A 23,402-nucleotide genomic window follows, 5' to 3' on the forward strand; every position below is an offset into this window, starting at 1 on the left:
CACCGTTCGATGAGCGAAGAGAGCAGGAGCAACCGATGGCGGAGCTGACAATCCGTCCCGAGGAGATTCGCGAGGCGCTCGACGCCTTCGTCGAGTCCTACCAGCCGGCGGCCGCCGTCCGCGAAGAGGTCGGCCACGTCACCATCGCCGGCGACGGCATTGCCCGTGTCGAGGGCCTGCCCTCGGCCATGGCCAACGAGCTGCTGGAGTTCGAGGACGGGACCCTCGGACTGGCTCTGAACCTCGACGTACGCGAGATCGGTGTCGTCGTGCTCGGCGACTACTCCGGCATCGAGGAGGGCCAGACGGTCCGTCGCACCGGCGAGGTGCTGTCGGTACCGGTCGGTGACGCCTTCCTCGGCCGCGTGGTCGATCCGCTGGGCGCACCGCTCGACGGTCTGGGCGAGGTCAAGGCCGAGACCCGCCGCGCGCTGGAGCTGCAGGCTCCCTCCGTCGTGCAACGGCAGAAGGTCGCCGAGCCGCTGCAGACCGGCATCAAGGCCATCGACGCCATGACCCCGATCGGCCGCGGCCAGCGCCAGCTGATCATCGGTGACCGGCAGACCGGCAAGACCACGGTCGCCGTCGACACCATCCTGAACCAGCTGGAGAACTGGAAGAGCGGCGACAAGAAGAAGCAGGTCCGCTGCATCTACGTCGCCACCGGCCAGAAGGGCTCCACGATCGCCGGCATCCGGCAGCAACTGGACGAGGCCGGCGCGCTGGAGTACACCACCATCGTCGCCTCGCCGGCGTCCGACGCCGCGGGCTTCAAGTACCTGTCGCCCTACACCGGCTCGGCCATCGGCCAGCACTGGATGTACCAGGGCTACCACGTCCTCATCGTCTTCGACGACCTGTCGAAGCAGGCCGAGGCGTACCGCGCGGTGTCGCTGCTACTGCGCCGCCCGCCGGGCCGCGAGGCGTACCCCGGCGACGTCTTCTACCTGCACTCGCGGCTGCTCGAGCGCTGCGCGAAGCTCTCCGACGACCTCGGCGGCGGCTCCATGACCGGCCTGCCGATCATCGAGACCAAGGCCAACGACGTCTCGGCGTTCATCCCGACCAACGTCATCTCCATCACCGACGGCCAGTGCTTCCTCGAGTCGGACCTGTTCCACTCGGGTGTGCGCCCGGCCATCAACGTCGGCATCTCGGTCTCCCGCGTCGGTGGCGACGCGCAGATCAAGGCGATGAAGAGCGTCGCCGGCACGCTGCGCCTCGACCTCGCCCAGTACAACGAGCTCAAGGCGTTCGCGGCGTTCGCATCCGACCTCGACCCCACCAGCAAGGCGCAGCTGAACCGCGGCGAGCGGCTCACCGAGCTGCTCAAGCAGCCGCAGTCGGCGCCGTTGTCGGTCGGCCGCGAGGTCGTCTCGATCTGGTCGGGCACCACCGGCAAGCTCGACGACGTCCCGGTCGAGGACATCCGCCGGTTCGAGGGCGAGTTCCTCGACACCGTCGCGCGCGAGCAGACCGCCGTCCTCGAGAACATCGAGTCCAGCGGGAAGCTGTCCGACGACGACGTCAAGACGCTCGAGCAGGCGATCGACGACTTCAAGCAGAACTACGTCACCGTCTCGGGCCAGCCGCTGATCAAGGACGAGCCGGTCGACGCCCTCGGCGAGGGCGAGGAGGACCTCACGGTGCTGCGCCGGCGCAAGCGCGACGCGCAGGGCATCCAGGAGGCCGCTCGTCCCGACGCGGGCGAGTGAGCGTGGCCGTCATGTCGTACCGAGGCTTTGAAGGGAGGTCGCACGCGTAATGGGAGCTCAAATTCGCGAGCTGCGGCGGCGCATCCGCTCCGTCGAGTCGATCAAGAAGATCACCCGCGCCCAGGAGCTCATCGCGACCTCCCGGATCGCGCGGGCCCAGCAGTACGCCGAGGCCGCGCGTCCGTACAGCCAGGCACTGGTGCGAGCCATGGAGGCGGCCGCCGAGCGCGCCCGCCTCGACAACCCGCTGCTCGAGGGCGTCGAGCAGGCGCGCCGTTCGGCCATCCTCGTCGTCAGCAGCGACGGCGGCTTCGCCGGCGCCTACTCCGCCAACGTCATCCGGCAGAGCGAGGCGCTGGCCGGGCTGCTGCGCGACCAGGGCCAGGAGACCGTGCCCTACGTCGTCGGCCGCAAGGGCGTCAGCTGGTTCACGTTCCGCGGCCGCGAGCTCGGCGGGCAGTACGTGGGCTTCACCGGCCGGCCGTCCTACGCCGACGCGCGGCGCATCGCCGACGACCTCCTCGAGGCCATCAACACGCCCACCGACGAGGGCGGCGTCGACGAGATCCACATCGTCTCGACGCACTTCGTCAACATGGTCACGCAGCAGGTCCGGGCCCGCCGGCTCTTCCCGATCATGGTCGAGGACGTGCCCGAGGAACTGCACCAGGCCGAGGCCGGCGCGGTCCGCTCGGACGACGACGACGGCCGGCAGGCCGGCGCGGCCGGCTCGGGCGGCGCGGCGAGCACCCGGCCGGCCCGCACCGACGTGCTGCCGCTGTACGAGTTCGAGCCGTCGGCCGACGAGGTGCTCGACGCGCTGCTGCCGCAGTACGCCGGCAACCTCGTCTACACCGCCCTGCTCGACGCCGCGGCGTCGGAGTGGGCGGCCCGGCGCCGGGCCATGAAGAACGCCACGGACAACGCCGGTGAGCTGCAGGAGACGCTCACCCGGCAGTCCAACTCGGCTCGCCAGGCCGAGATCACCCAGGAGATCAGCGAGATCGTCGGCGGCGCGGACGCGCTGGCGGCCGCAGGGAGCGAGTAGGACCTCATGACTGCCACCATCGAAACCCCAGCAGAGACCACCGCTGCTACAGGCCGGGTGGTCCGGGTCATCGGACCTGTCGTCGACGTCGAGTTCGGCGGCGGCCACATGCCCGGCATCTACAACGCCCTCGAGGTCGACGTGAAGCTGGCCGACGAGGCCGGCGGCGACCGCACGCTCACCCTCGAGGTCGAGCAGCACATCGGCGACGGCCTGGTGAAGGCCATCTCGATGCAGCCCACCGACGGCCTGGTCCGCGGCGCGGTCGTCCGCGACACCGGCAAGGGCATCTCGGTGCCGGTCGGCGACGGCGTCAAGGGCCACGTGTTCAACGCCCTCGGCAAGCCGCTCGACGTCGACGAGTCGCAGATCGAGGTCAGCGAGCGCTGGGAGATCCACCGCGACCCGCCGCCGTTCGCCGACCTCGAGGGCAGCACCCAGATGCTCGAGACCGGCATCAAGGTGCTCGACCTCCTGAGCCCGTACATCCAGGGTGGGAAGATCGGCCTGTTCGGTGGTGCCGGTGTCGGCAAGACGGTGCTCATCCAGGAGATGATCACCCGTGTCGCGCGGAACTTCGGTGGCACCTCGGTGTTCGCCGGCGTCGGCGAGCGCACCCGCGAGGGTAACGACCTCTGGGTCGAGATGGGCGAGGCCAACGTCCTCAAGGACACCGCGCTGGTGTTCGGGCAGATGGACGAGCCGCCGGGCACCCGCATGCGGGTCGCGCTGTCGGCGCTGACCATGGCCGAGTACTTCCGCGACGTCCAGAAGCAGGACGTGCTGCTGTTCATCGACAACATCTTCCGGTTCACCCAGGCCGGCTCCGAGGTCTCCACGCTGCTGGGCCGCATGCCGTCGGCCGTCGGTTACCAGCCGACGCTGGCCGACGAGATGGGCGAGCTGCAGGAGCGCATCACCTCGACGCGTGGTCACTCCATCACGTCGATGCAGGCCATCTACGTCCCGGCCGACGACATCACCGACCCGGCGCCGCACACCGCGTTCGCGCACCTCGACGCCCGGACGGTCCTCTCGCGGCCCATCTCGCAGCTGGGCATCTACCCGGCGGTCGACCCGCTCGACTCCTCGAGCCGGATCCTCGACGCCGCGTACCTCGGCGAGGACCACTACCGCATCGCCACCCGGGTGAAGGAGATCCTGCAGAAGTACAAGGAGCTGCAGGACATCATCGCCATCCTCGGTGTCGACGAGCTGACCGAGGAGGACCGTGTCACCGTCAACCGGGCGCGGCGCCTGCAGCGGTTCCTGTCGCAGAACATGTTCGTGGCCGAGTCGTTCACCGGCCAGCCGGGCGTGTTCGTCCCGCTGTCGGAGTCGCTCGAGTCGTTCGACGCCATCACCAAGGGCGAGTACGACCACCTGCCCGAGCAGGCGTTCAGCTACGTCGGCAACATCGAGGACGCCGAGAAGAAGGCGCGCGAGCTCGCCTCCTGAGGCTGACATCGGTGACCGGCAGGGGGCCGTCTCCACGCGAGGCAGCTCCCTGCCGATCACGAGAAAGGGAAGATCGTGGCCGAAGATCTGAACGTCGAGGTGGTCGCCGCCGACCGCAAGGTGTGGTCCGGCGAGGCCTCGATCGTCATCGCGCGCACGCCTGAGGGCGAGATCGGCATCATGTCCGGTCACGAGCCCGTGCTCGGCCTGCTGGTGGCCGGCCCGGTGACGGTGCGCTCGACCGGCGGCGAGGCGGTCGTGGTGGCGGTGTCCGGCGGGTTCCTGTCGGTCTCCGAGAACACCATCGCGATTCTGGCCGAACAGGCGGAGCTGGCCGACGAGATCGACGTCGCCGCTGCTCAGGCCGAGCTCGCGGAGCTGGGCGAGGACGGTGACGGCGCGAGCCGATGGGCCCAGGCCAGGCTCGACGTCGCGGCGAGCCGGTAGATCTGAGAGCATCGGTATCACGCTCGGGGGAGGTGATCGGTGGCGCTGGTGTCGTGGACCCTGCTGGTGCTGGGTGCGCTCGCGCTCGCCGCTGTGCTGGTCCTCCTCGCGCTGTACGTCCGCCGGGGCATCCTGCAGCGTGACGGCGGCTTCGACATGTGCGTGCGCGGCGACAGCCACGACGGCTGGTCCGGCGGCTGGGCGTTCGGCATCGGGCGCTACCGCGAGGACACCCTCGAGTGGTTCCGCACGTTCAGCTTCACCACGTGGCCCAAGCGGTCGTTCCGGCGCCACCAGCTGGTCGTCGAGAGCCGTCGTCAGCCCGACGCCGAGGAGAGCTACGAGCTGCCGGCCGCCCACGTCGTGCTGGTCTGCCGCTCCAGCGGCTCCACCGTCGAGGTGTCCATGACCGAGGCCGCGGCCACCGCGTTCGTCACCTGGCTGGAGGCGGCGCCGCCCGGGGGTCAGTTCGTCGGTTGACGCCTTCGGGGCGTACCGTTCATCGGAACGGCGGAAGGGTACAGCGGGCGTGGAGAGATTTCGGGTCACCGGGGGGAGCTCCCTGCGGGGTGAGGTCCGGGTCAGCGGCGCGAAGAACAGCGCACTCAAGTTGATGGCGGCGGCACTGCTGGCCGAGGGACGCACCGTGCTGCACGACGTCCCCACCATCACCGACGTCGACTACATGGGCGAGCTGCTGCGCCAACTCGGCGCCGACGTCCACCGCGAGGGCGGCACCGTCGCCATCGACGTCCCGGCGAAGATCGACCACGAGGCGCCGTACCACCTGGTGCGCCGGCTGCGCGCGTCCATCTGCGTGCTCGGCCCGCTGGTGGCCCGGTGCGGCGCGGCGAACGTGGCGCTGCCCGGCGGCGACGCCATCGGCTCACGCGGCCTCGACATGCACATGTCCGGGCTGGAGAAGCTGGGCGCGCAGGTCGAGATCGAGCACGGGTTCGTGGTGGCCCGGGCGCCGCAGGGGCTGCACGGCACCAGCATCTGGCTCGACTTCCCCAGCGTCGGCGCCACCGAGAACATCCTCATGGCCGCGGTGCTGGCCAAGGGCACGACGGTCATCGACAACGTCGCCCGCGAGCCCGAGATCGTCGACATCTGCCGCATGCTCGGCGACATGGGCGCCAAGATCGACGGCGCCGGCACGTCGACGCTGCGGGTCGAGGGCGTCGACTCGATGAACCCGACCGAGCACACCACCATCCCCGACCGCATCGTCACCGGCACCTGGGGCGTCGCCGCCGTCATGACCCGCGGCGACATCACCATCCGCAACGGCCGGGCCGAGCACCTCGAGATCGTGCTGGACAAGCTGGCCGCGGCCGGTGCGGTCATCGAGTCCGGGCGCGACGGGCTACGGGTGGGGATGTCCGGCCGGCCGCGCGCCATCGACGTCGTCACGCTCCCGTACCCGGGCTTCCCGACCGACCTGCAGCCGATGATCGTCGCGCTCGACGCGGTGGCCGACGGCACCGCGATGATCACCGAGAACGTGTACGAGGCCCGGTTCATGTTCGTCAACGAGCTGGTCCGCCTGGGCGCCGAGGTCCGCATCGACGGCCACCACGCCGTCGTGCGCGGCCGGCCCGGGCTGTCCGGCGCGCCGGTCGTCGCCACCGACATCCGCGCCGGCGCCGGCCTCGTGCTGGCCGGCCTGCTGGCCGAGGGCGAGACGCTGGTGTCCGCCGTCCACCACATCGACCGCGGCTACCCCGACTTCGTCGGGCAGCTGCAGTCACTGGGCGCCGACGTGGTCCGTGAGCCCGACCCGGACCACTTCGATGACTGACGAGGCGGAGGCGCCGGCGAGCGCCGGGGACAGGCTGCGCGGCTGGGTGACGCCGGGTCGCGTCGGGCTGGCCGCTTACCTGGTCGCGCTGCTGGTCTACTGCGCCGTCGAGGGCATCCCGATGGACCGCGTCGGGCAGACCGGCTGGATCATCGCCGGGATGATCGCGGTCAAGATCGGCCGGCCCTGGCGCGAGCACCTGCGCACCTTCCTCGACTGGCTGCCGCTGCTGGCCGCGCTGATCCTCTACGACCACACCCGCGGCATCGCCGACACCCTGGGCATGCCGCTGCAGGTGGGCGGGGTCGTCGACGTCGAACGATGGCTGTTCGGCGGCACCGTCCCGACGGTGTGGCTGCAGGAGCAGCTGTTCGAGTCGACCGTGCGCTGGTGGGACGTCGGCGCGGCGCTGATCTACTTCAGCCACTTCGTCGTGCCGTGGGTGCTGGCGGCGGCGTTCTACATGTGGTCGCGGCCGCTGTGGGTGTCCTACATCCGGCGGGTGCTGCTGCTGACGTACGCCGGCCTGCTCACGTACGTGCTGCTGCCGGCCGCGCCGCCGTGGTACGCGTCGGCCCGCACCGGCGACATCGCCGAGCCCGTCTATCGGCTGGTCGGCCGCGGCTGGAACGAGCTGGGCCTGCGCAGCGCCAACGCCTGGCTGTCCGACGCCCAGGGCGGCGCCAACGAGGTGGCGGCGCTGCCGTCGCTGCACGCCGGGTTCGCGATGCTGGTCGCGGTGACGCTGTGGCCGCTGGCGCGACGCTGGTGGCTGCGGGTGCTCGTCATGGCGTACCCGCTGGCGATGGCGTTCACCTTGGTCTACGGCGGCGAGCACTACGTCGTCGACGTCCTGCTCGGCTGGCTGTACGTCGCTGCCGTCATCGGCATCGCGCACCTGTGGGAGCGCTGGCGCCGGCAGCGGCTCGAGCCCGTGGCGGCCACGCTGTCGGCCGGCACGCCGGCGCCGGTCGAGCCGGCGCTGCGCACCGAGCCGAGCGTCGCCACGGAACCGAACGAACGAGCGGGAAGGCAGTGAGCATGGCACGCAGTGTGGCCGTCGTCGGAGCCGGCCTGATGGGATCGGGCATCGCCCAGGTGGCGGCGACCGGCGGCTGGGACGTCGTGCTGCGCGACCTCGACGAGTCCGCCGTCGCGCGGGGACGCCAGGCGATCGAGGCGAGCACGGCGAAGTTCGTCGAGAAGGGCCGGCTGTCCGAGGCCGACCGCGACGCCGCCCTCGCCCGCATCAGCACGACGACCGACCTCGGCGCCGTCGCCGACGCCGACATCGTCGTCGAGGCGGTGTTCGAGAGCGTCGACGTGAAGCGCGAGCTGTTCGCCGAGCTGGACCGGCTGTGCCGCGACGGCGCCGTCCTGGCCACCAACACCAGCGCCATCCCGATCACCAAGATCGCCGGCGCCACGCAGCGGCCCGAGGCGGTCGTCGGCACCCACTTCTTCTCGCCGGTGCCGATGATGGCGCTGTGCGAGCTGGTCCGCGGCCTGCACACGTCCGACGCCACGCTGGCGGCGGCCCGCGAGTTCGCCGAGTCGGCCGGCAAGACCTGCATCGTCGTCAACCGCGACGTCGCCGGCTTCGTCACCACGCGGCTGATCAGCGCGATCGTCGTCGAGGCGGTGAAGCTCTACGAGTCCGGCGTCGCGTCGGCCGAAGACATCGACACCGCCTGCAAGCTCGGCTTCGGCCACGCCATGGGCCCGCTCGCCACCACCGACCTCACCGGCGTCGACGTCCTGCACCACGCCACGTCGAACATCTGGGACGAGACCGCCGACCCCAAGTTCTTCCCGCCCGAACTGCTCCGGCGCATGGTCGACGCCGGCGAGCACGGCCGCAAGACCGGCCGCGGCTTCTACTCGTACTGACGCCGCCACGCGCTGTTCGTGCGGCGGCCGGCCGGCTCGATCGCGGTGCCGGTGCCGCTGACGCGACGGGAGCGGCGGATCGGGGTGCCGTTGGCGATCAGCTCGCGCCGGCGCGGCAGCAGCAGGCGCGTCGTCACCAGCTTGGCGCGGTCGCGGCGGCGGCGGGCCCGCTCGCGCCGGGCGAGGTCGGCGGCGCCGATCAGGCCGGCGTCGTTGCCCAGCGCCGCCCGGACGACCTTCGCCTCGGGCCGGAAGCCGCGCCCCGTCAACGTCCGGCGGAACGTCGTCCGGGCCGGATCCAGCAGCAGGTCGCCGACGTCGGAGACGCCGCCGCCGATGACGAACAGGCCGGGGTCGAACGCGGCGGCCAGGTTGGCCAGCCCGACACCGAGCCAGTGGCCGATGTCCTCGAGCAGCTCCAGCGCGGCCGGGTCGCCCTGGGCGGCCAGCTCGCTGATCATCGGGCCGGTGATGCGCGACGGGTCGCCCTCGCACGTCTCGGCGATGCGGTAGGCGACGGGGGAGCCGTTGGCGACCAGCTCGCGTGCCTCGCGGACCAGCACGTTGCCGCTGGCGTACTGCTCCCAGCAGCCGCGGTTGCCGCACTCGCACCGGTGCCCGCCCGGCACGACGATCATGTGCCCGAACTCGCCGGCGACGCCGAACCGGCCACGGTGCAGGACGCCGTCGAGGACGACGCCGCCGCCGATGCCCGTGCCGAGGTTGACGCAGACGACGTGCGACTCGCCCTGGGCGGCGCCGAACCGGCACTCGGCCCACAGCGCGGCGTTGGCGTCGTTGTCGACCACCACGGGCAGCCCGATGCGTTGCTGGACGGCGTCGCGCAGCGGCTCGTTGCGCCAGGCGAGGTGCGGGGCGAACAGCACGGAGGACTGGGTGCCGTCGACGAAGCCGGCGGCGCCGATGCCGACCGCGAGGACGTGATGGCGGGCGCCGAGTTCGGCGACGACGTCGGCGATGGTGTCCTCGACGACGCGCGGGCTCTTGCTCTTACTCGGCGTCTCGCGGCGGGTGCGCTCGATGATCGTGCCCTCGGGGTCGACGACGCCGGCGGCGACCTTGGTGCCGCCGATGTCGATGCCGATGGTGGGCCGCAGCGCCAGCCGGGACACCCGTGTCCGGGTTGGAGACATGCCCACAGTATGGCCGGGCGTGGTCAACCGGCCGGTCAAGGGGCCGGGGACGACCCCGGCGGGGCCAGGATGCCCAGCGCGTACGCCGTCGTCACGGCGGCCGTGCGGTCGTCGACGCCGAGCTTGGCGAACACCCGCAGCAGGTGCGTCTTCACCGTCGCCTCGCCGATGTGCAGGGCCCGGCCGACGTCGGCGTTGGACAGCCCGGTCGCGACCGCGGCCAGCACCTCGCGCTCGCGCGGCGTCAGCGGCGGCACCGACGGCGCCCGCAGCCGGTGCACCAGCCGCGCGGCCACCGGCGGTGCCAGGATCGTCTCGCCGCGGTGCGCGGCGCGGACGGCGGCGGCGAGGTCGACCCGCGGGGTGTCCTTGAGCAGGTAGCCGGTGGCGCCCGCCTCGACCGCGCGGACGATGTCGGAGTCGGTGTCGTAGGTCGTCAGCACCAGGATCCGGATGCTCGGTAGCTCGGCCAGGATGCGCGCCGTCGCCTCGGCGCCGTCCAGCCGCGGCATCCGCAGGTCCATCAGGATGACGTCGGGACGCAACCGGCGCGCCATGACCAGCGCCTCCTCGCCGTCGCCGGCCTCGCCGACCACCTCGAGGTCGTCCTCGGCGCCGAGCATGCCGGCCAGTCCCGTCCGCACCACCGGGTGGTCGTCGACCAGCAGCAGCCGCAACGTCGTCACGGCCGCCCACGTTACCCTGACGTCGTGCCCGAGAAGCCGGAGCCGGCGCGCGCCGATCCGATCGCTGGTGACCTGGTCACCGAGACCTTCGACTACGACGGCGGGCGGCAGGTCACCGTGTACGTGCCGCCGGATCCGCCCGAAGCCGTCGTGTACGCCGGCGACGGTCAGCTGATCTCGCAGTGGGGCGGACACCTCGAGGCGGCCGACGTGCCGCCCACCATGATCGTCGGTGCCCACCGGACGGACGACCCGGACGAGATGATCCGGATCGCCGAGTACTCACCGTCCTTCGACGAGGAACGGTTCGCGGCACACGAGCGGTTCTTCGTCGAGGAGGTCCGCGGCTGGGTACGGTCACGGTTCGGCCTCGCCCCGCCCGCCGAACGCACCGCGGTGTGCGGCGTGTCGGCCAGTGGTGAGCTGGCCCTCGCCATGGGGCTTCGCCACCCGGATGTCTACGGCGCGGTCTTCTGCGCATCGCCGGGCGGCGGCTTCCGCCCGCCTGCCGTGCTGCCGAGCCCGCTGCCGGCCACGTACCTCGTCGCCGGGACGCTGGAGCCGTGGTTCCTCGAGAACGCGACCCGCTGGGCGGACGCGCTGCGCGACGCCGGCGCGGACGTCGTCATGGCCGAGCGGGCTGGCGACCACGGCGACCCGTTCTGGCAGGCCGAGTTCCCGCTGATGGTGTCCTGGGCGTTTCAGCGCTGAAGCGGAGCTACCCCGGTGCCAGCCCGACGGTCGCGCGGACGGTGGTCCCGGCGGCCGGCGCGCTGACGACCTCCAGCAGCCCGCCCACCTGCTCGACCCGCGCCCGCATGCCGCGCAGCCCGTACCCGTCATGCGACGCGCCGGGCAGGAACCCGCGCCCGTCGTCGACGACGGCGACCGTGGCGGCGCCCGCGGACCCGGCCCGGAACCGCAGCGCGACGATGACCCGGCGGGCCCCGGCGTGCTTGCGGACGTTCGTCAGCGCCTCCTGAGCCGTGCGCAGCAGTACGACCTCGACGTTCGCCGGCAGCGGCGGGCAGCCGTCGTCGACCTGCAGGCTGACCTCCAGCCCGGTCTCGTCGGCGAACCGCGCCGCGATGCGCTCGAGCGCCTCGGGCAGCGACGCGTTCTGCAGGCTGACCGGCGCCAGCGAGCTGACCAGCGCCCGCGCCTCGGCGAGGTTGTCGCGCGCGGTCTGCTCGAGCAACGCCAGCCGGTCGCGGACGGCGCGCGGGTCGCGGTCCAGCGCGACCTCGATGGCCTGTGCCAGCGTGAGGATGCTGGTGAAGCCCTGGGCCAGGGTGTCGTGGATCTCGTGCGAGAGCCGTTCCCGCTCGGCCAGCACGCCGCGGGAGTGCTCCAGCTGCGCCAGTTCCGAACGGGTCCGTTCCAGCTCGTCGATGAGCGTGGCCCGTTTCTCCGCCTGGATGAACACGTGCGTGATGAACAGGCCCATCAGGAGCGCGAGCCCGATCTGCAGCGCGACCTGCGGGACGACGTCGCGTACCGCCTCGCTGGTCCAGCCGTCGCGGCCGACCTCGACGACGGCCAGGCCGGACAGGAACACCAGCGACGCGCCGACGGCCCAGCGGGTCGGCAGCAGCACCCAGATGTGCGGGATCAGCCCGAACAGCAGGAAGTACGCGTCGTAGACGCCCAGGCCCAGCAGCGCGTACATGCCGCCCCAGCTGACCACCAGCTGCACGACGCCCTGCCAGCCGTGCTCCTCGGCGCCGAGCAGCCGCCGCCCGATCAGCAGATAGACGACCACCATCGCCGCCACGACGAGCAGCCCGGCCAGCCGGTGCCGGCTGGACAGATCGCCGGAGCTGCCGATGATCACCGCGAGCAGGCCGAGCAACCCCAGGTAGACGGCGTGCCAGGCGACCGTCGTGCGCTGCCAGAACGCGTCCAGCTCGGCGACGCTGCTGCGTGCCGGGTCGCCGTCGTCCGGGCTCAGCCGTCGTCCCGGCGCTGCCACCGGAACGTCCGGACGCAGATCACCAGGCCCACGATCAGCCACAGCGACAGGATCAGCGCCGTCGGACCGTGCTGCCATGATCCGGACACCTCCAGCTCTTCGAAGCGGTCGGGCAGGAACACCGAACGCATGCCCTGGGCCAGCCATTTCAGCGGGAACACCGAGGCGACGTTCTGGAGCCAGCTTGGCAGGTCGTTGAAGACGAAGAACACGCCGGAGATGAACTGGAGCACGATCAGCGGCCCGACGACGACGGCGGACGCGCTCTTCGCCGACTTCGGGACCGACGAGTACGCGATGCCCAGGACGGCGCCGCCGGCCGTGCCGAGCACGTAGCACCAGGCGAACGTCAGCCACCTCGCCGGGTCCGTCGGCAGCTCGACGCCGAACGCGACCGCGGCCACCGCCAGCAGCAGGACCGTCTGGCTCAGCCCGACGACCAGGATCATGCCGACCTTGCCGAGGAAGTACGACACCGGCGGCATCGGTGTGCCGCGCAGCCGCTTCAGCGTGCCGTCCTCGCGCTCGATGGCCAGGCTGATCGCCAGCGTCTGGAAGCTGACCAGCATGATGCCGGACGCGATCATGCCGGGCAGGAAGTAGCGGGCGAAGTCGATGCCCTGTTCGCTGCCGAGCGCGACGTCGTCGCCGCCGAACACGACGGCGAAGATGCCCAGCATGATGATGGGGAACAGGAACGAGAAGATGACGGAGTCGCGCTCGCGGAAGTAGCTCTTGATCTCCAGCGACGCGCGCGACCGCGCGATGCGTGCCGGGCTCACGGCGACGCTCATGACACGACCTCCATGGTCTGGGCCGGCTCGCCGATGAGCCGCAGGTAGACGTCCTCCAGCGTGGGCCGGCTGACGGTGAGGCCGGGCACCTCGCCGCCGAGGCGGTGCGCCAGGGCGGAGACGAGCGCCGTCGGCTCGGCGGTCCGCTCGGTCTGCGTGTGGCCGTCCTCGGTCCAGCGGACGACGGCCTGGTCCTGGTCGCGTCCGCCGAGGCGGTCCGGGCTGTCCAGCGCGACGATGCGCCCGCTGGTGATGACGCCGACGCGGCCGGCCAGGTGCTCGGCCTCGTCGAGATAGTGGGTGGTGAGGATGATCGTCGTGCCGTCGGCGGCGAGCGAGGTGATGAGCGCCCAGAACTCGCGCCGCGCCTCCGGGTCGAACCCGGTGGTGGGCTCGTCGAGGAAGAGCAGCGCCGGGTTGCCCAGGATGCCCAGCGCGACGTCCAGCCGGCGGCGCTGGCCGCCGGACAGGTGCCGTGCGCGGGTGGTGCTCTTCTCGTCCAGCCCGACGGCCGCGATCACCTCGTCCGGGTCGCGGGCGTCGGGGTAGTAGCCGGCGAAGTGGTGCACCAGCTCGTGGACGGTCAGCTCGTCGTGGCCGCCGGAGCTCTGCAGCACGATGCCGATGCGCTCGCGCCAGCCGGCGCCCGGCCGGGCGGGGTCGGCGCCGAGCACGCTGACCTCTCCGCCGTCGCGGCGGCGGAAGCCCTCGAGGATCTCGACGGTGGTGGTCTTTCCGGCGCCGTTCGGCCCCAGCAGGGCGAAGACCTCTCCGTGCTCCACGTCGAGGTCGAGCCCGTCGACGGCGGCGACTCCGGCATAGGCCTTGCGCAGCCCGCGGACCCGGATGGCGGTGGGTGTGCTCATGACGTCAACCATGCGCTCCGGCCTGGGCCGGCGGCGAGCACCGCGCGGTGGGCTCCGGTGTCCACCATCCGGTGGACCCACTTGTCGCTCGGGTTGCCGAGTTGGCGGGGGATAGCGACCGTTGGCCGTCCCCCTGCTGCCCATTTTCTTAGCCGTGAACGCGCGCCTCAAGTCCGCGCCGCTGTGGTTGAGTTCCGCGGTGGTTGGGGGCTTGGACTTGACCCGCACGTCCCCGGTCTAAGAGGGCGTCTGATCCGTTGATGTTCTGGTTGTGAGGTTGGCTGGTGTTCGGGTCCTCGTTCTTGGGCGGGTGGTGTGGTAGGGCTCGTCGTTGTGATGTCCAGGGCGCCGTACCGTAGCGATCTGTCCGATGCCCGGTGGGCGCTGATCGAGCCGGTCATGTCCGGGTGGCGTGCGGCCCGGCGCGGGCTGGGGATCAGTGAGCCCGTCCATGACCTGCGAGAGATCGTCAACGCGATCTTGTACGTGAACCGGACCGGCATCGCCTGGGAGTACTTGCCGCACGATTTCCCGCCGTTCAAGACCGTCTATGACTACTACGCCAAGTGGGAGAAGGACGGGACGACGGAGAAGATCCATGACCTGCTGCGCGGCACGGCGCGCGCAGCGGCCGGGCGGGCCAGTGAGCCCAGCGCGGCGATCCTGGACGCGCAGTCGGTGAAGACGTCGTCGAATGTGGCCGAGTCCGATCAGGGCATCGATGCGGGCAAGAAGATCAAGGGACGCAAGCGGCATATCGCCACCGACACGCTGGGGCTGCTGCTGGTGGTGTTGATCACCGCGGCCAGCGTGCACGACACCGCAGGTGGGCGTGACCTGGTTGATCGCCTCGCCGATCGCCACGCGGGCGTGTCCAAGGCTTGGGTGGACCGCGGCTACCGCGCCAGCGTCGCCCAGCGTGGTGTCGATCGCGGTATCGACGTTCAGGTCGTCCAGAAAGACCCCGGGCTGAAGGGCTTCCACCCGACTCTGCGCTGGCCCGTGGAGCGCACCTTCGGCTGGCTGATGCTGCATCGTCGATTAGTCCGAGATTACGAGACGCTCCCAGAACGTTCCCGCACCATGATCCACTGGGCGATGATCGACAACATGAGCCGCCGGATCACCGGCGAAACCATCCAAACCTGGCGCGACGAACCAGCCAACTCAGGCGCACCCCCACAGATCTAGACCAGACGCCCTCTAAGCCTCGATCCACCGACCAGCTTGGTGACGTCGTCTGGTTTCAGGCGAGGTGGTTGTGATCACGTTGGGTGTGAGTGAGTTACCGGTCTGCCCGGCTTTCCACTGGGGTTCCTTCTCGTGCCGGCGGGGGCTGGTGGTCAGGTGTGTGTCGTGGCGGGCCGGGGGAAGAGGGCGTTGTAGAGCGTGGACCACGCGGTCTGCCAGGGCCAGTTGGTCGGCAGGTGCAGGGTCAGACGCCGGGCGGAGGTGGCGATCCGGGCGGGGACGGTGATGAGTTTGCGGCGGATCGTCGCGGTGGTCGCCCTGGTCAGAGTGGGGGTCTTGGTCAGGGTCGCGGCGGCGCGGGTGAGGTTGAACGCCATGACCGCGCAGACGAGCCAGGCCGCGTTGGCGTTGAACACCCCGGAGGGCAGGTGGGCCAGCGCGGAGGCCTTGAGGTCGGCGTGGACGTTCTCGATGACCGCGTGGGCCCGGTGGGTCTGGTCCGCGGCGACGGTGTCCATCTCGGTGGTGTCGGTGGTGGTGAAGAAGGCGTGGAAGCGCCAGGAATCGAACAACGTGTCCTGGCCTTCGCTGTTGCGGGGGTTGAGATCGGGGATACGGCGGACCACGAGCCGGCCGGGGACCTGGTCGGTCTTGTTCTTGGAGGTGAACGCGGTGAAGGGAACCTCGGCGACCTCGGCACGAGAGTTCCATGTTCTGGTGGTCTCGTCGTAGACGGCGTCGGTGTATTTGATCGTGGTCCAGGCGGTCTCGGCGATGCCGGCGATGGCGCGTTTGACCGCCGGGTCCATCCGCACGGTGATCGAGACGTTCGCGCCGGCCTTCAACGCTGCGGTGACCAGGGCGTGGGAGTAGAACGCCGAGTCCGCCCGGACCAGCACGTCTCGGCCGGCCAGGTGGGTGCGGCGGATCAGGGCGAGGGCGTCGGTGGCCAGACGCGTCGCCCCGCGTGGGGACCCGGCCGAGCCGTTGCGCAGGCGCTGGGCGGCGATCACCGGCGCGAAGGTCTGGCTGGAAACGGTGGCCAGCACGGCGTTCAGGCCCCGCACCCCGGAGTACCCGAACCCCGCGCCCTGCTTCTGATAGCCGTGTACCTCCACGATGGTGTCGTCGATGTCGACCATCACCGTCGCGGTGTCTGCGGTCTCGCCCAGCAGGGCCGTGCGCTGGGTCAGGTTGATCAGAAACCGAGAGGCGATCGCGTCGGCTTGGCGGACATGGCCGAAGGTGAAGGCGCGCAGGAACGAGCCAAGTGTGGAGGGGGCGTAGATGCCGGCGAAGACCTTCCCCATCGCGCCGTGGCGTAGCAGGGCCATGTCGTCGATGCTGTCCGCGCCGGCGGTCATGCCGGCGACCAGGCCCGACAGCTTCAGCCCGGCGTTGGCGCCCTTGTCCGTCGGCACGCTCAGGTGCTCATCGCCCAGCTCGCGCAGCCGTGCCTCGCCGGCCAGGGCCATCGCCGGGACCAGGCCCGCCGACGACACGAGGTTGGGCTCATCGAAGGCCGCCGAGACGACCGGTCGGGTGTGAGAGAGTTGCATCTACGAGATGCCCTTCTTGAGCTGGCGATACGTGCCTTAGACAAGTCGTATCCTCCCAGCTCAGAAGGGCATTCTCACGCTCCCACGCCCTACCACGACACTCCACCTGTCGGTGGATCGAGGCTAAGAACGGGCAGCTATCAGGGGGACGGGAGGAGTCTGGCGACGGCTGGTCGTCGATGCCGGCTGTCGTCTTCGATAGCGCCGGGCGTCTTCGATGGGGCACGAGGACGGTTTCTGCCATCGAGGATGACCTTGGCCATTGAGGACGACGGTGCGGGTCGTGGTCTGGCGTTACGTCGTGGTTTGCCGTGACGCGAAATGGCGGATTCGGGGCTCGTGGCGTGACCGGGGACCAGGACGTCACGGCAGACCAGGAGCCCGACGGACACCATCCTGGGTGTGAGGCGCGTCCTGGGCGTGAGGCGCGTTTTCGGGCCCGTTTCGCCGGTTCGGCGCGACTCACGCCCAGGACGCGCCTCAGACCCAGGATGCCGGCACTGCGGGGTCCGGCGAACGGTGCATATCGGGCGCGGGCTGTGCCCGGTTCTTCCCCGTCCCCCTGATAGCTGCCAGTTCTTAGGCCGCGTGCGCGCGGGTCAAGCGGTCCCGTCGGCGCGAAGCGCCCCCATAGTCCGCTTGAGGCGCGGGTGCGCGGCTAAGACAATGGGCAGCAGGGGGACGCCCCAGCTCGGCGAACACCGGGCGAACTGCGTCTCTGAGGCACCTCAGCCCAGCTCAGAGCCACCTTAGGTGCTGCCTCAGACCGCCTTAGACGGGTTCCGGGCGGCCACAATGCGGCAGTCTCCCGATGCGTCACACGGCGCCTCAGAACCATGCTCGATGACAGAAGGACACGAGCATGGCGAGGAGCCGAGCATCATGAGCATTCACGGGGACTACGCGGCACGGATCGTTCACGACCAGCGGTCGCGCGAACTGCAGGCCGAGGCACGCAGGGACGGGCTGGCGCGGCAGGCGCTGGCCGCCCTGCGGCGCGGGACCGGCCGCAAGGCCGGCGCCACCGCGCGCAGCCGGGCCCGGATCGCCTGAGCGGCGGCGGGTCTGCTGGACGACGTCTCTGCTGGAGGACGACTCTGCTGGGAGGAAAGGTCGGATGGGGCTGTCGGTGGCGGGTGGCAGGATGAATGACGTGGTCATTCACGTCACCCACACCACGGGCCTCGTCGGGAGGGATCGGCAGCTCGCCGACCTCCGGGCGGCCTATGCCACCGCGTGTGCGGGCGAGCCGGTCACCGTCCTTCTGGGCGGCGAGGCCGGCATCGGCAAGTCGCGGCTGGCCGAGGAGTTCGTGGCCGAGGTGGTGGCGGGCGGCACCCGCGCCGTCGCCGGCCAGTCGGTTCCGCTCGACGGCGAGGGACCGGCGTTCGCTCCGCTGGTGGGCGCGCTACGCGGGCTGCATGCCGAGTTCGGGGCGGAACGCCTGCTAGAGCTGGCCGGTCCGGGCGGCGACGCGCTGGCCGGGCTGGTGCCCGAGCTGGGGGTGGCGCCGGCCGAGGGGCCCGAGGGTCGCGGCCGGCTGTACGAGGTCGTCACCTCGCTGTTCGAGCGGGTGGCGGCCGACCGTCCGCTGGTGGTCGTGCTCGAGGACCTGCAGTGGGCCGACAGCCCCACGCGCGACCTCCTGCGCTTCCTGGTCCGCGGGGTGCGCGACACCCAGCTGCTGATCGTCGCCACCTACCGCTCCGACGAACTGCACCGCGGCCATCCGCTTCGCCCGCTGCTGGCCGAGCTCGACCGGCTGCGCCAGGTGCACCGCATCGAGCTGCCCCGGCTCGACGCCGACGAGGTGGTCGTGCAGCTGCGCGAGCTGCTGGGCCGGCCGCCCGAGCGCGCCCACGTCGACCGCGTCGTGCGGCGCAGCGAGGGCATCCCGTTCTTCGTCGAAGAGCTGGCCCATGCCGACGGCGGTTGCGCCGAGCTCCCCGGGTCGCTGCGCGACCTGCTGCTGGTCCGGGTCGAGCCGCTGTCCGAAGAGACGCAACGGCTGCTGCGGCTGATGTCGGCGGCCGGCAACCGCGTCGACCACTCCGTCCTCGAGCTGGTCGCGGGCGAGCAGTCCGGGCCGCTGGAGACCGCGCTGCGCGAGGCCGTCTCGGCCGGCGTCATCGTGGTCGACGGCGACGGCTACGCGTTCCGGCACGCGCTGCTGCGCGAGGCGTTGCACGACGACATGCTGCCGGGCGAGCACGCCCGCATGCATGCCCGCTACGCGCAGGCGCTCGAGGCGCACCCCGAGCTGATGCCCAGCACGCCCACCGCGGCCGAGGTCGCGCACCACTGGTACTCCGCCCACGACGTCGAGCGGGCGTTCGCCTGGTCGCTGACCGCGGCCGACGAGCTGGTCCGCAGCTACGCCCACGCCACTGCGCAGCAGCTGCTGGAGCGGGCATTGGAACTGTGGGACCAGGTCGCCGAGCCCGAGCAGGTGGCCGGCAGCGACCGCCTCGACGTCCTCATCCGGGCGGCCACCGAGGCGTACGCGGCGGGGGAGTTCGAGCGGACGTTGTCGCTGGTCAAAGAGGGCCTGCGGCTGGTCGACCGGTCCGCCGACCCGGTCCGGGCCGGCTGGCTGCTGGCGCACCTGGGCAGCGTCAAGAACCGGCTGGGGCGGCCCGGCGCCATCGAGGCGCTCATGGAGGCGCGCGAGCTCATTCCGGCCGAGCCGTCGGTGCAGCGGGCCGAGGCGCTGGACTGGCTGGCCACCATGCTCATGCTCGACTGGCGCTTCGACGAGTCGCTCGAGGTCGCCGACGAAGCCGAGCGGGTCGCCACGCTGATCGGCCTCGACCGCATCGTGGCGTCGGCGCGCATCACCCGGGGCACCGCGTGGGTGCACATGGGCGACGCCGAGCAGGCGCTCACCGAGCTGCGCCGGGCCGGGCCCATCGCCACCGCCGAGCCCGACCACCTGCACCGCTACTTCGTCAACCTGTCCGACGCGTACAGCCTGCTCGGCCGCTACCGCGAGGCCGTCGACGTCGCCACCGAGGGCTACGAGCACGCGCGCAAGCGCGGGCGCAAGCGCACCTCCGGCGTCGTGCTGGCGGGCAACGCGGCCGAGCCGATGCTCGCCTTGGGCGACTGGGAGCGGGCCGAGCGGATGATCGGGCGCGGTCTCGAGCTGGTGCCGCCGCCCAACCACGAGCGGCACATGATCGGCCTGCGGGCCTGGCTCGACCTCTGGCGCGGCGACGTCGACGCTGCCGCCGCGGCGGTCGAGCGGCTGCGGGCCGGCATGACCCGTCGCGTGGTCCTGCCGCAGGACGGCCGCCTGGTGGCCCGCCTCGAGGCCGACGTCGCCCTCGTCCACGGCGACGCCGAGCGGGCCTGGGCCGCCGTCACCGATGCGGTCGGTCCGCGGGCCGAGGCCGCGGTGCCCGGCTACGACCTGCCGCTGGCGTTCGCCGGCGCGCAGGCGCTGGGGGCGCGCATCCGGGCCGCGGGCGGCGCCGCCGGCTTCGGCGCCGAGATCGAGTGGTTGCGGGCGCTGACGGCGCACGCCGGCCGCGGCTGGCCGTTCGGCGTGTGGACGGTGCTGGTCGAGGCCGAGCTGGCCGGGCCGGGCGGCAGCGACGCCGCCGCGTGGGAGGCCGCGCTGGCGGAGCTGCGGGCGGCCGAGGGCCCGGTGCACCTGGTGCCGTACGCCGGCTACCGGCTCGGCCAGGCGCTCGTCGAGGCCGGCCGGCGCGACGACGCGGTCGAGGCACTGCGCCAGGCCGCCGCCGCTGCCGACGCCGTGGGTGCGGGACTGATCCGCGACTGGATCGGCACTTTCTCCCGGCGGGCCCAGCTGCCCCTGGTGTCCGGCGTACCCGCCCCGGCGGCGCCGTCCGGGCTGACGGTGCGCGAGCATGAGGTGCTGCGGCTGGTGGCCGAGGGGCGGAGCAACCGCGAGATCGGCGCCGAGCTGTTCATCAGCGCCAAGACCGCCAGCGTGCACGTGTCGAACATCCTGGCCAAGCTGGGCGCCTCCGGCCGCGGCGAGGCGGCAGCCATCGCCCACCGCGACGGTCTGCTCGACACCGCCGCCTCGTGACCAGCGCTCAGACGCCGGCGCGTTCGGCGCTCCACCGGCACAGGCCGCCGTCGCCGAGTGTGACGTCGCCGGCGTAGGTCTCGGAGTCCGACTCGGGCCGGTAGCCGAGCTCGTCCACCGCGTTGGCGTAGTCGAACACGCCCCGGGTGTTGGCCGACACCCCGAAGTAGGTGCCGTAGCGGACGTCCGCCGCGAGCGACGACCGCACCAGCAGCCGCAGGTCGCCGGGGGAGAGCCAGCCGAGCAGGTTGCCGGTGTCGGTCGGCCGCGGCACCACCCCGCCCAGCCGCAGGCACACCACGGCCGGCCCGCCGCCGTCGGCGACGGTGCGGGCGTATGCCTCGGCGAACACCTTGGTGGCGCCGTAGGTGCAGCACGGCCGCGCCGGCCACGCCGGATCGACCAGCGTGCCGGCGGGCAGGCCCTCGGCGACGTAGCCGCCCATCGCGTGCACCGAGCTGGCCAGCACCACCTTCGTCACCCCGGCCCGCCAGGCCGCGTCCAGGAGATTGGCGACGGCGTCGGCGTTCGGGCCACGCAACTCCGGCCACGACGAGGCGGGGCGCGGGTTGGCGGCCAGGTGCACGACCGCGTCCATGCCCTCGACTGCGCCTTCGGTGAAGTCGGGGTCGGCGAGGTCACCGGTGCGGGTGTCGGCGCCGTCCCAGCCGGTCACCTCGCGGGCGTCGACGGCGCGCACGTCGAGGCCGGTCAGGGCGGGCCGGAGCATCTGGGCGACCTTGCCGGCCGCGCCGGTCACGAGCACTGCGGTCATGGGCACCTCACCAGTTCGTCAGCGATCCGTCCGGACGACGGTAGCGGGGCGGCGGCCCCAGCTCGCCCGCGGCCGCCCGCCGCGCAGCGGGCAGGTCGATCTCGACGCCGAACCCGGGCCCGTCACCCGGCCGGACGGCGCCGGCCGAGACCACCGGGCCGGCCAGCAGCAGCGGGTCGTCGTCCCAGCCGTGCGGATGGGTCTGCTCCTGCACGCCGAGGTTGGGCAGCGTGAGGTTGAAGTGCGCCGACGCCGCCGAGCAGACCGGGCCGAGCGGGTTGTGCGTGGTGACCTGGATGTGGTGCGCCTCGGCCATCGCCGCGACCTTGCGGCCCTGGGTGAGCCCGGTGTTGGCGAGGTCGATGCGGGCGTGGTCGACGAGGTCGTCCTCGATCAGCGGGCGGAACTCCCACACCGTCGTCAGCTGCTCGCCGGCCGCCAGCGGCACCCCGGTGCGGGCCCGCAGCGTCCGGTACGAGTCCAGGTTCTCCGAGCGCAGCGGGTCCTCGACGAAGTACGGCCGGGCCGGCTCGATCTCGCGGCAGAAGACGGCCGCCTCGGCCGGGTCCAGCCGGGTGTGCACGTCGATGAGCAGCTCGACGTCGTCGCCGAGAGCGTCGCGCAGGCCGTGGAAGGCGGCGATGTTCTCGCGCAGCGTCGCCCGCGGCTCCAGCACCGGCTCGGCCGGCGGCTGCAGCCCGAGCCGCAGGTGCCGCCAGCCCTGCTCGACCAGCCGCTGCCCGTTCTCGACGTACTCGGGCAGACCGTGGCCGGGCAGGTGCACGTAGGCGGGGACGTGCTCGCGGACGGCGCCGCCGAGCAGCTCGTGGACGGGGACGCCGAGCGCCTTGCCGCGCAGGTCCCACAGCGCGAGGTCGATGCCCGCCGCGGCCGCCGCGACGTCGCCGACGGCGGGGAAGAAGCCGCCGCGCAGGAACAGCTGCGACAGCTCCTCGATGCGGTGCGCCTCGGTGCCGACGGCCAGGTCGGCGAAGTCGGCCAGTGCGCCCAGCACGGCCCGCGGCCGGGACCGCATGCCGACCTCGCCGAGGCCGTGCAGGCCCTCGTCCGTGTGCACGACGACCAGCAGATACGTCCCGGTGCCGGTGGCGATGACCAGCGGCTCGACCTCGGTGATCTTCATCGATGCGACCTCAGCTCGGTATCCATATGGTGATAGTGTCATCCCGATAATGCACTAGGTGTGCAATTGCGAGGAGGTCGGGGTGCCCGCACGTGGTGTCCTGCTGATCGGCGCGTCGTCCGAGATCGGCCGGGCCATCGCCGACCGGTTCGCCGCCGGCGGCGACACCGTCGTCGGCGTCAGCGTCCACCCGCTCGACCACCCGTCGCTGGCCGTCCACCTCGAGGCCGACTGTGCCACCGCGTCCGGCGCCCGGCAGGTCGTCGACGCCGTGCTCGACCGCGCCGGCCGGCTCGACGTCATCGTGCCCGCGGCGGCGGTGCAGCCGACCGCGCCGCTGGTCGAGACCACCGACGAGCAGTGGCACGCCAGCCTCGACGCCGTCATGACCACCGCGTTCCAGGTCTGCAAGCAGGGCCTCCCGCACCTCGCTCCGGGCTCGTCGATCGTCGCGGTGTCGTCGGTGAACGGACGGGTCGCGTCGCCGTGGTTGCCCGCCTACGCCGCCGCGAAGGCCGGCCTGGAGGGCCTGGTCCGCCAGCTCGCGCTGGACTACGGCCCGCGCGGCGTACGCGTCAACGCCGTCGTGCCCGGCCTCATCACCACCGACGCCGACGACCGGCCGGGCCTCGCCGAGGGCTACCCGCTCTACCGCACCGGACGCCCGGCGGAGGTCGCCGAGGTGGTCCACTTCCTCGCCGGCGACGGCGCCTCCTTCGTCACCGGAGTGACGCTGCCGGTCGACGGCGGCCTGACCATCGCCAGCCCGTCGGCCTTCGCCCGCCCGGAGATGCGCAGCCGCTTCCTCCCCGGCGCCTGACCCCCCGCCCCGCCCAAGT

General features: G+C 71.9%; 21 protein-coding genes. 13 read left to right on the forward strand and 8 right to left on the reverse strand.

Annotation, left to right across the window (positions count from 1 at the left end; all coding sequences use genetic code 11):
• Nucleotides 1-35: 35 nt before the first annotated feature.
• The 8 genes from atpA (at nucleotide 36) to BLV05_RS13795 (ending at nucleotide 8,362) form a co-directional block, all read left to right on the forward strand.
• Nucleotides 36-1,715 (forward strand): F0F1 ATP synthase subunit alpha, encoded by a 1,680-nt coding sequence (gene atpA, locus BLV05_RS13760; protein ID WP_046771354.1) that lies wholly within the window; start codon nucleotides 36-38, stop codon nucleotides 1,713-1,715.
• A gap of 49 nt (nucleotides 1,716-1,764) precedes the next feature.
• A complete protein-coding gene (locus tag BLV05_RS13765) occupies nucleotides 1,765-2,763 on the forward strand; it encodes a F0F1 ATP synthase subunit gamma (protein WP_046771355.1) in 999 nt (332 codons plus the stop codon).
• A 6-nt stretch (nucleotides 2,764-2,769) separates the two neighbouring features.
• Nucleotides 2,770-4,221 (forward strand): F0F1 ATP synthase subunit beta, encoded by a 1,452-nt coding sequence (gene atpD / locus BLV05_RS13770; RefSeq protein ID WP_046771356.1) that lies wholly within the window; start codon nucleotides 2,770-2,772, stop codon nucleotides 4,219-4,221.
• A gap of 75 nt (nucleotides 4,222-4,296) precedes the next feature.
• Nucleotides 4,297-4,668 carry a F0F1 ATP synthase subunit epsilon gene (locus BLV05_RS13775; RefSeq protein ID WP_046771357.1) on the forward strand — a complete coding sequence of 124 codons (372 nt, stop codon included), beginning with the start codon at nucleotides 4,297-4,299 and terminating at the stop codon, nucleotides 4,666-4,668.
• Nucleotides 4,669-4,707: 39 nt separating this feature from the next.
• Nucleotides 4,708-5,148 carry a DUF2550 domain-containing protein gene (locus tag BLV05_RS13780; protein WP_052762909.1) on the forward strand — a complete coding sequence of 147 codons (441 nt, stop codon included), beginning with the start codon at nucleotides 4,708-4,710 and terminating at the stop codon, nucleotides 5,146-5,148.
• 49 nt (nucleotides 5,149-5,197) lie between these two features.
• On the forward strand, nucleotides 5,198-6,472 hold the full coding sequence (gene murA, locus BLV05_RS13785) for a UDP-N-acetylglucosamine 1-carboxyvinyltransferase (protein ID WP_046771358.1): 1,275 nt from the start codon (nucleotides 5,198-5,200) through the stop codon (nucleotides 6,470-6,472).
• Nucleotides 6,465-7,511 carry a phosphatase PAP2 family protein gene (locus BLV05_RS13790; RefSeq protein ID WP_063932621.1) on the forward strand — a complete coding sequence of 349 codons (1,047 nt, stop codon included), beginning with the start codon at nucleotides 6,465-6,467 and terminating at the stop codon, nucleotides 7,509-7,511. Before murA ends, BLV05_RS13790 begins: the two co-directional genes overlap by 8 nt.
• Nucleotides 7,512-7,513: 2 nt before the next feature.
• Nucleotides 7,514-8,362, forward strand: coding sequence for a 3-hydroxyacyl-CoA dehydrogenase family protein (locus tag BLV05_RS13795; RefSeq protein WP_046771359.1), 849 nt, complete (start codon nucleotides 7,514-7,516; stop codon nucleotides 8,360-8,362).
• Here BLV05_RS13795 and BLV05_RS13800 read toward each other — a convergent pair.
• Together BLV05_RS13800 and BLV05_RS13805 are read right to left on the reverse strand one after the other, a co-directional pair.
• The gene (locus BLV05_RS13800; protein ID WP_046771384.1) at nucleotides 8,350-9,516 is read right to left on the reverse strand and encodes an ROK family glucokinase; all 1,167 of its coding nucleotides are present in this window, start codon (nucleotides 9,514-9,516) and stop codon (nucleotides 8,350-8,352) included. The genes BLV05_RS13795 and BLV05_RS13800 overlap by 13 nt on opposite strands.
• A gap of 35 nt (nucleotides 9,517-9,551) precedes the next feature.
• On the reverse strand, nucleotides 9,552-10,202 hold the full coding sequence (locus BLV05_RS13805; RefSeq protein WP_082155626.1) for a response regulator: 651 nt from the start codon (nucleotides 10,200-10,202) through the stop codon (nucleotides 9,552-9,554).
• Nucleotides 10,203-10,226: 24 nt separating this feature from the next.
• Between BLV05_RS13805 and BLV05_RS13810 the strand changes: the two genes are divergently transcribed.
• Complete coding sequence (locus BLV05_RS13810) at nucleotides 10,227-10,913, forward strand: alpha/beta hydrolase (protein ID WP_046771360.1); 687 nt, start codon at nucleotides 10,227-10,229, stop codon at nucleotides 10,911-10,913.
• Between the two features lie 7 nt (nucleotides 10,914-10,920).
• Here BLV05_RS13810 and BLV05_RS13815 read toward each other — a convergent pair whose 3' ends face one another.
• From BLV05_RS13815 to BLV05_RS13825, 3 genes are read right to left on the reverse strand one after another with little or no spacing between them, the layout of a single operon-like run.
• Nucleotides 10,921-12,174 (reverse strand): sensor histidine kinase, encoded by a 1,254-nt coding sequence (locus tag BLV05_RS13815; RefSeq protein WP_052762910.1) that lies wholly within the window; start codon nucleotides 12,172-12,174, stop codon nucleotides 10,921-10,923.
• On the reverse strand, nucleotides 12,150-12,968 hold the full coding sequence (locus BLV05_RS13820) for an ABC transporter permease (RefSeq protein ID WP_046771361.1): 819 nt from the start codon (nucleotides 12,966-12,968) through the stop codon (nucleotides 12,150-12,152). Before BLV05_RS13820 ends, BLV05_RS13815 begins: the two co-directional genes overlap by 25 nt.
• Nucleotides 12,965-13,834, reverse strand: coding sequence for an ABC transporter ATP-binding protein (locus BLV05_RS13825; protein ID WP_046771362.1), 870 nt, complete (start codon nucleotides 13,832-13,834; stop codon nucleotides 12,965-12,967). Before BLV05_RS13825 ends, BLV05_RS13820 begins: the two co-directional genes overlap by 4 nt.
• Before the next feature lie 333 nt (nucleotides 13,835-14,167).
• Between BLV05_RS13825 and BLV05_RS13830 the strand changes: the two genes are divergently transcribed.
• A complete protein-coding gene (locus BLV05_RS13830) occupies nucleotides 14,168-15,025 on the forward strand; it encodes an IS5 family transposase (protein WP_157524380.1) in 858 nt (285 codons plus the stop codon).
• 152 nt (nucleotides 15,026-15,177) lie between these two features.
• Here the strand turns inward: BLV05_RS13830 and BLV05_RS13835 are convergent, their stop codons facing one another.
• Nucleotides 15,178-16,584, reverse strand: a complete 1,407-nt coding sequence (locus BLV05_RS13835; protein ID WP_083421320.1) for an IS1380 family transposase — start codon at nucleotides 16,582-16,584, stop codon at nucleotides 15,178-15,180.
• An 882-nt stretch (nucleotides 16,585-17,466) separates the two neighbouring features.
• Here BLV05_RS13835 and BLV05_RS35775 point away from each other — a divergent pair.
• Entirely contained in the window at nucleotides 17,467-17,637 is a 171-nt protein-coding gene (locus tag BLV05_RS35775) for a hypothetical protein (protein WP_157524251.1), read from the forward strand.
• A gap of 100 nt (nucleotides 17,638-17,737) precedes the next feature.
• On the forward strand, nucleotides 17,738-20,644 hold the full coding sequence (locus BLV05_RS38605; protein WP_160312718.1) for a helix-turn-helix transcriptional regulator: 2,907 nt from the start codon (nucleotides 17,738-17,740) through the stop codon (nucleotides 20,642-20,644).
• A gap of 7 nt (nucleotides 20,645-20,651) precedes the next feature.
• Here BLV05_RS38605 and BLV05_RS13845 read toward each other — a convergent pair whose 3' ends face one another.
• Nucleotides 20,652-21,419 carry an NAD-dependent epimerase/dehydratase family protein gene (locus BLV05_RS13845; protein WP_046767444.1) on the reverse strand — a complete coding sequence of 256 codons (768 nt, stop codon included), beginning with the start codon at nucleotides 21,417-21,419 and terminating at the stop codon, nucleotides 20,652-20,654.
• Between the two features lie 7 nt (nucleotides 21,420-21,426).
• Nucleotides 21,427-22,563: a mandelate racemase/muconate lactonizing enzyme family protein gene (locus tag BLV05_RS13850; RefSeq protein ID WP_046767443.1), complete on the reverse strand. Its 1,137-nt coding sequence runs from the start codon at nucleotides 22,561-22,563 to the stop codon at nucleotides 21,427-21,429.
• Between the two features lie 82 nt (nucleotides 22,564-22,645).
• Here BLV05_RS13850 and BLV05_RS13855 point away from each other — a divergent pair, with 82 nt between their 5' ends.
• Nucleotides 22,646-23,383, forward strand: coding sequence for an SDR family NAD(P)-dependent oxidoreductase (locus BLV05_RS13855; protein ID WP_052762238.1), 738 nt, complete (start codon nucleotides 22,646-22,648; stop codon nucleotides 23,381-23,383).
• The last annotated feature ends 19 nt before the right edge of the window (nucleotides 23,384-23,402 follow it).

Source organism: Jiangella alkaliphila (genome assembly GCF_900105925.1).
In the GTDB taxonomy this organism is placed as follows: domain Bacteria; phylum Actinomycetota; class Actinomycetes; order Jiangellales; family Jiangellaceae; genus Jiangella; species Jiangella alkaliphila.

Bases quoted from the DNA above. Each gene is read 5' to 3' on its own strand.
- BLV05_RS13795 (WP_046771359.1), top strand. From the start codon at position 7,514: ATGGCACGCAGTGTGGCCGTCGTCGGAGCCGGCCTGATGGGATCGGGC.
- BLV05_RS35775 (WP_157524251.1), top strand. From the start codon at position 17,467: ATGAGCATTCACGGGGACTACGCGGCACGGATCGTTCACGACCAGCGG.
- BLV05_RS13825 (WP_046771362.1), bottom strand. From the start codon at position 13,834: ATGAGCACACCCACCGCCATCCGGGTCCGCGGGCTGCGCAAGGCCTAT.
- BLV05_RS13765 (WP_046771355.1), top strand. From the start codon at position 1,765: ATGGGAGCTCAAATTCGCGAGCTGCGGCGGCGCATCCGCTCCGTCGAG.
- atpD (WP_046771356.1), top strand. From the start codon at position 2,770: ATGACTGCCACCATCGAAACCCCAGCAGAGACCACCGCTGCTACAGGC.
- BLV05_RS13850 (WP_046767443.1), bottom strand. From the start codon at position 22,563: ATGAAGATCACCGAGGTCGAGCCGCTGGTCATCGCCACCGGCACCGGG.
- BLV05_RS13835 (WP_083421320.1), bottom strand. From the start codon at position 16,584: ATGCAACTCTCTCACACCCGACCGGTCGTCTCGGCGGCCTTCGATGAG.
- atpA (WP_046771354.1), top strand. From the start codon at position 36: ATGGCGGAGCTGACAATCCGTCCCGAGGAGATTCGCGAGGCGCTCGAC.
- BLV05_RS13820 (WP_046771361.1), bottom strand. From the start codon at position 12,968: ATGAGCGTCGCCGTGAGCCCGGCACGCATCGCGCGGTCGCGCGCGTCG.
- BLV05_RS13845 (WP_046767444.1), bottom strand. From the start codon at position 21,419: ATGACCGCAGTGCTCGTGACCGGCGCGGCCGGCAAGGTCGCCCAGATG.
- BLV05_RS13800 (WP_046771384.1), bottom strand. From the start codon at position 9,516: ATGTCTCCAACCCGGACACGGGTGTCCCGGCTGGCGCTGCGGCCCACC.
- BLV05_RS13790 (WP_063932621.1), top strand. From the start codon at position 6,465: ATGACTGACGAGGCGGAGGCGCCGGCGAGCGCCGGGGACAGGCTGCGC.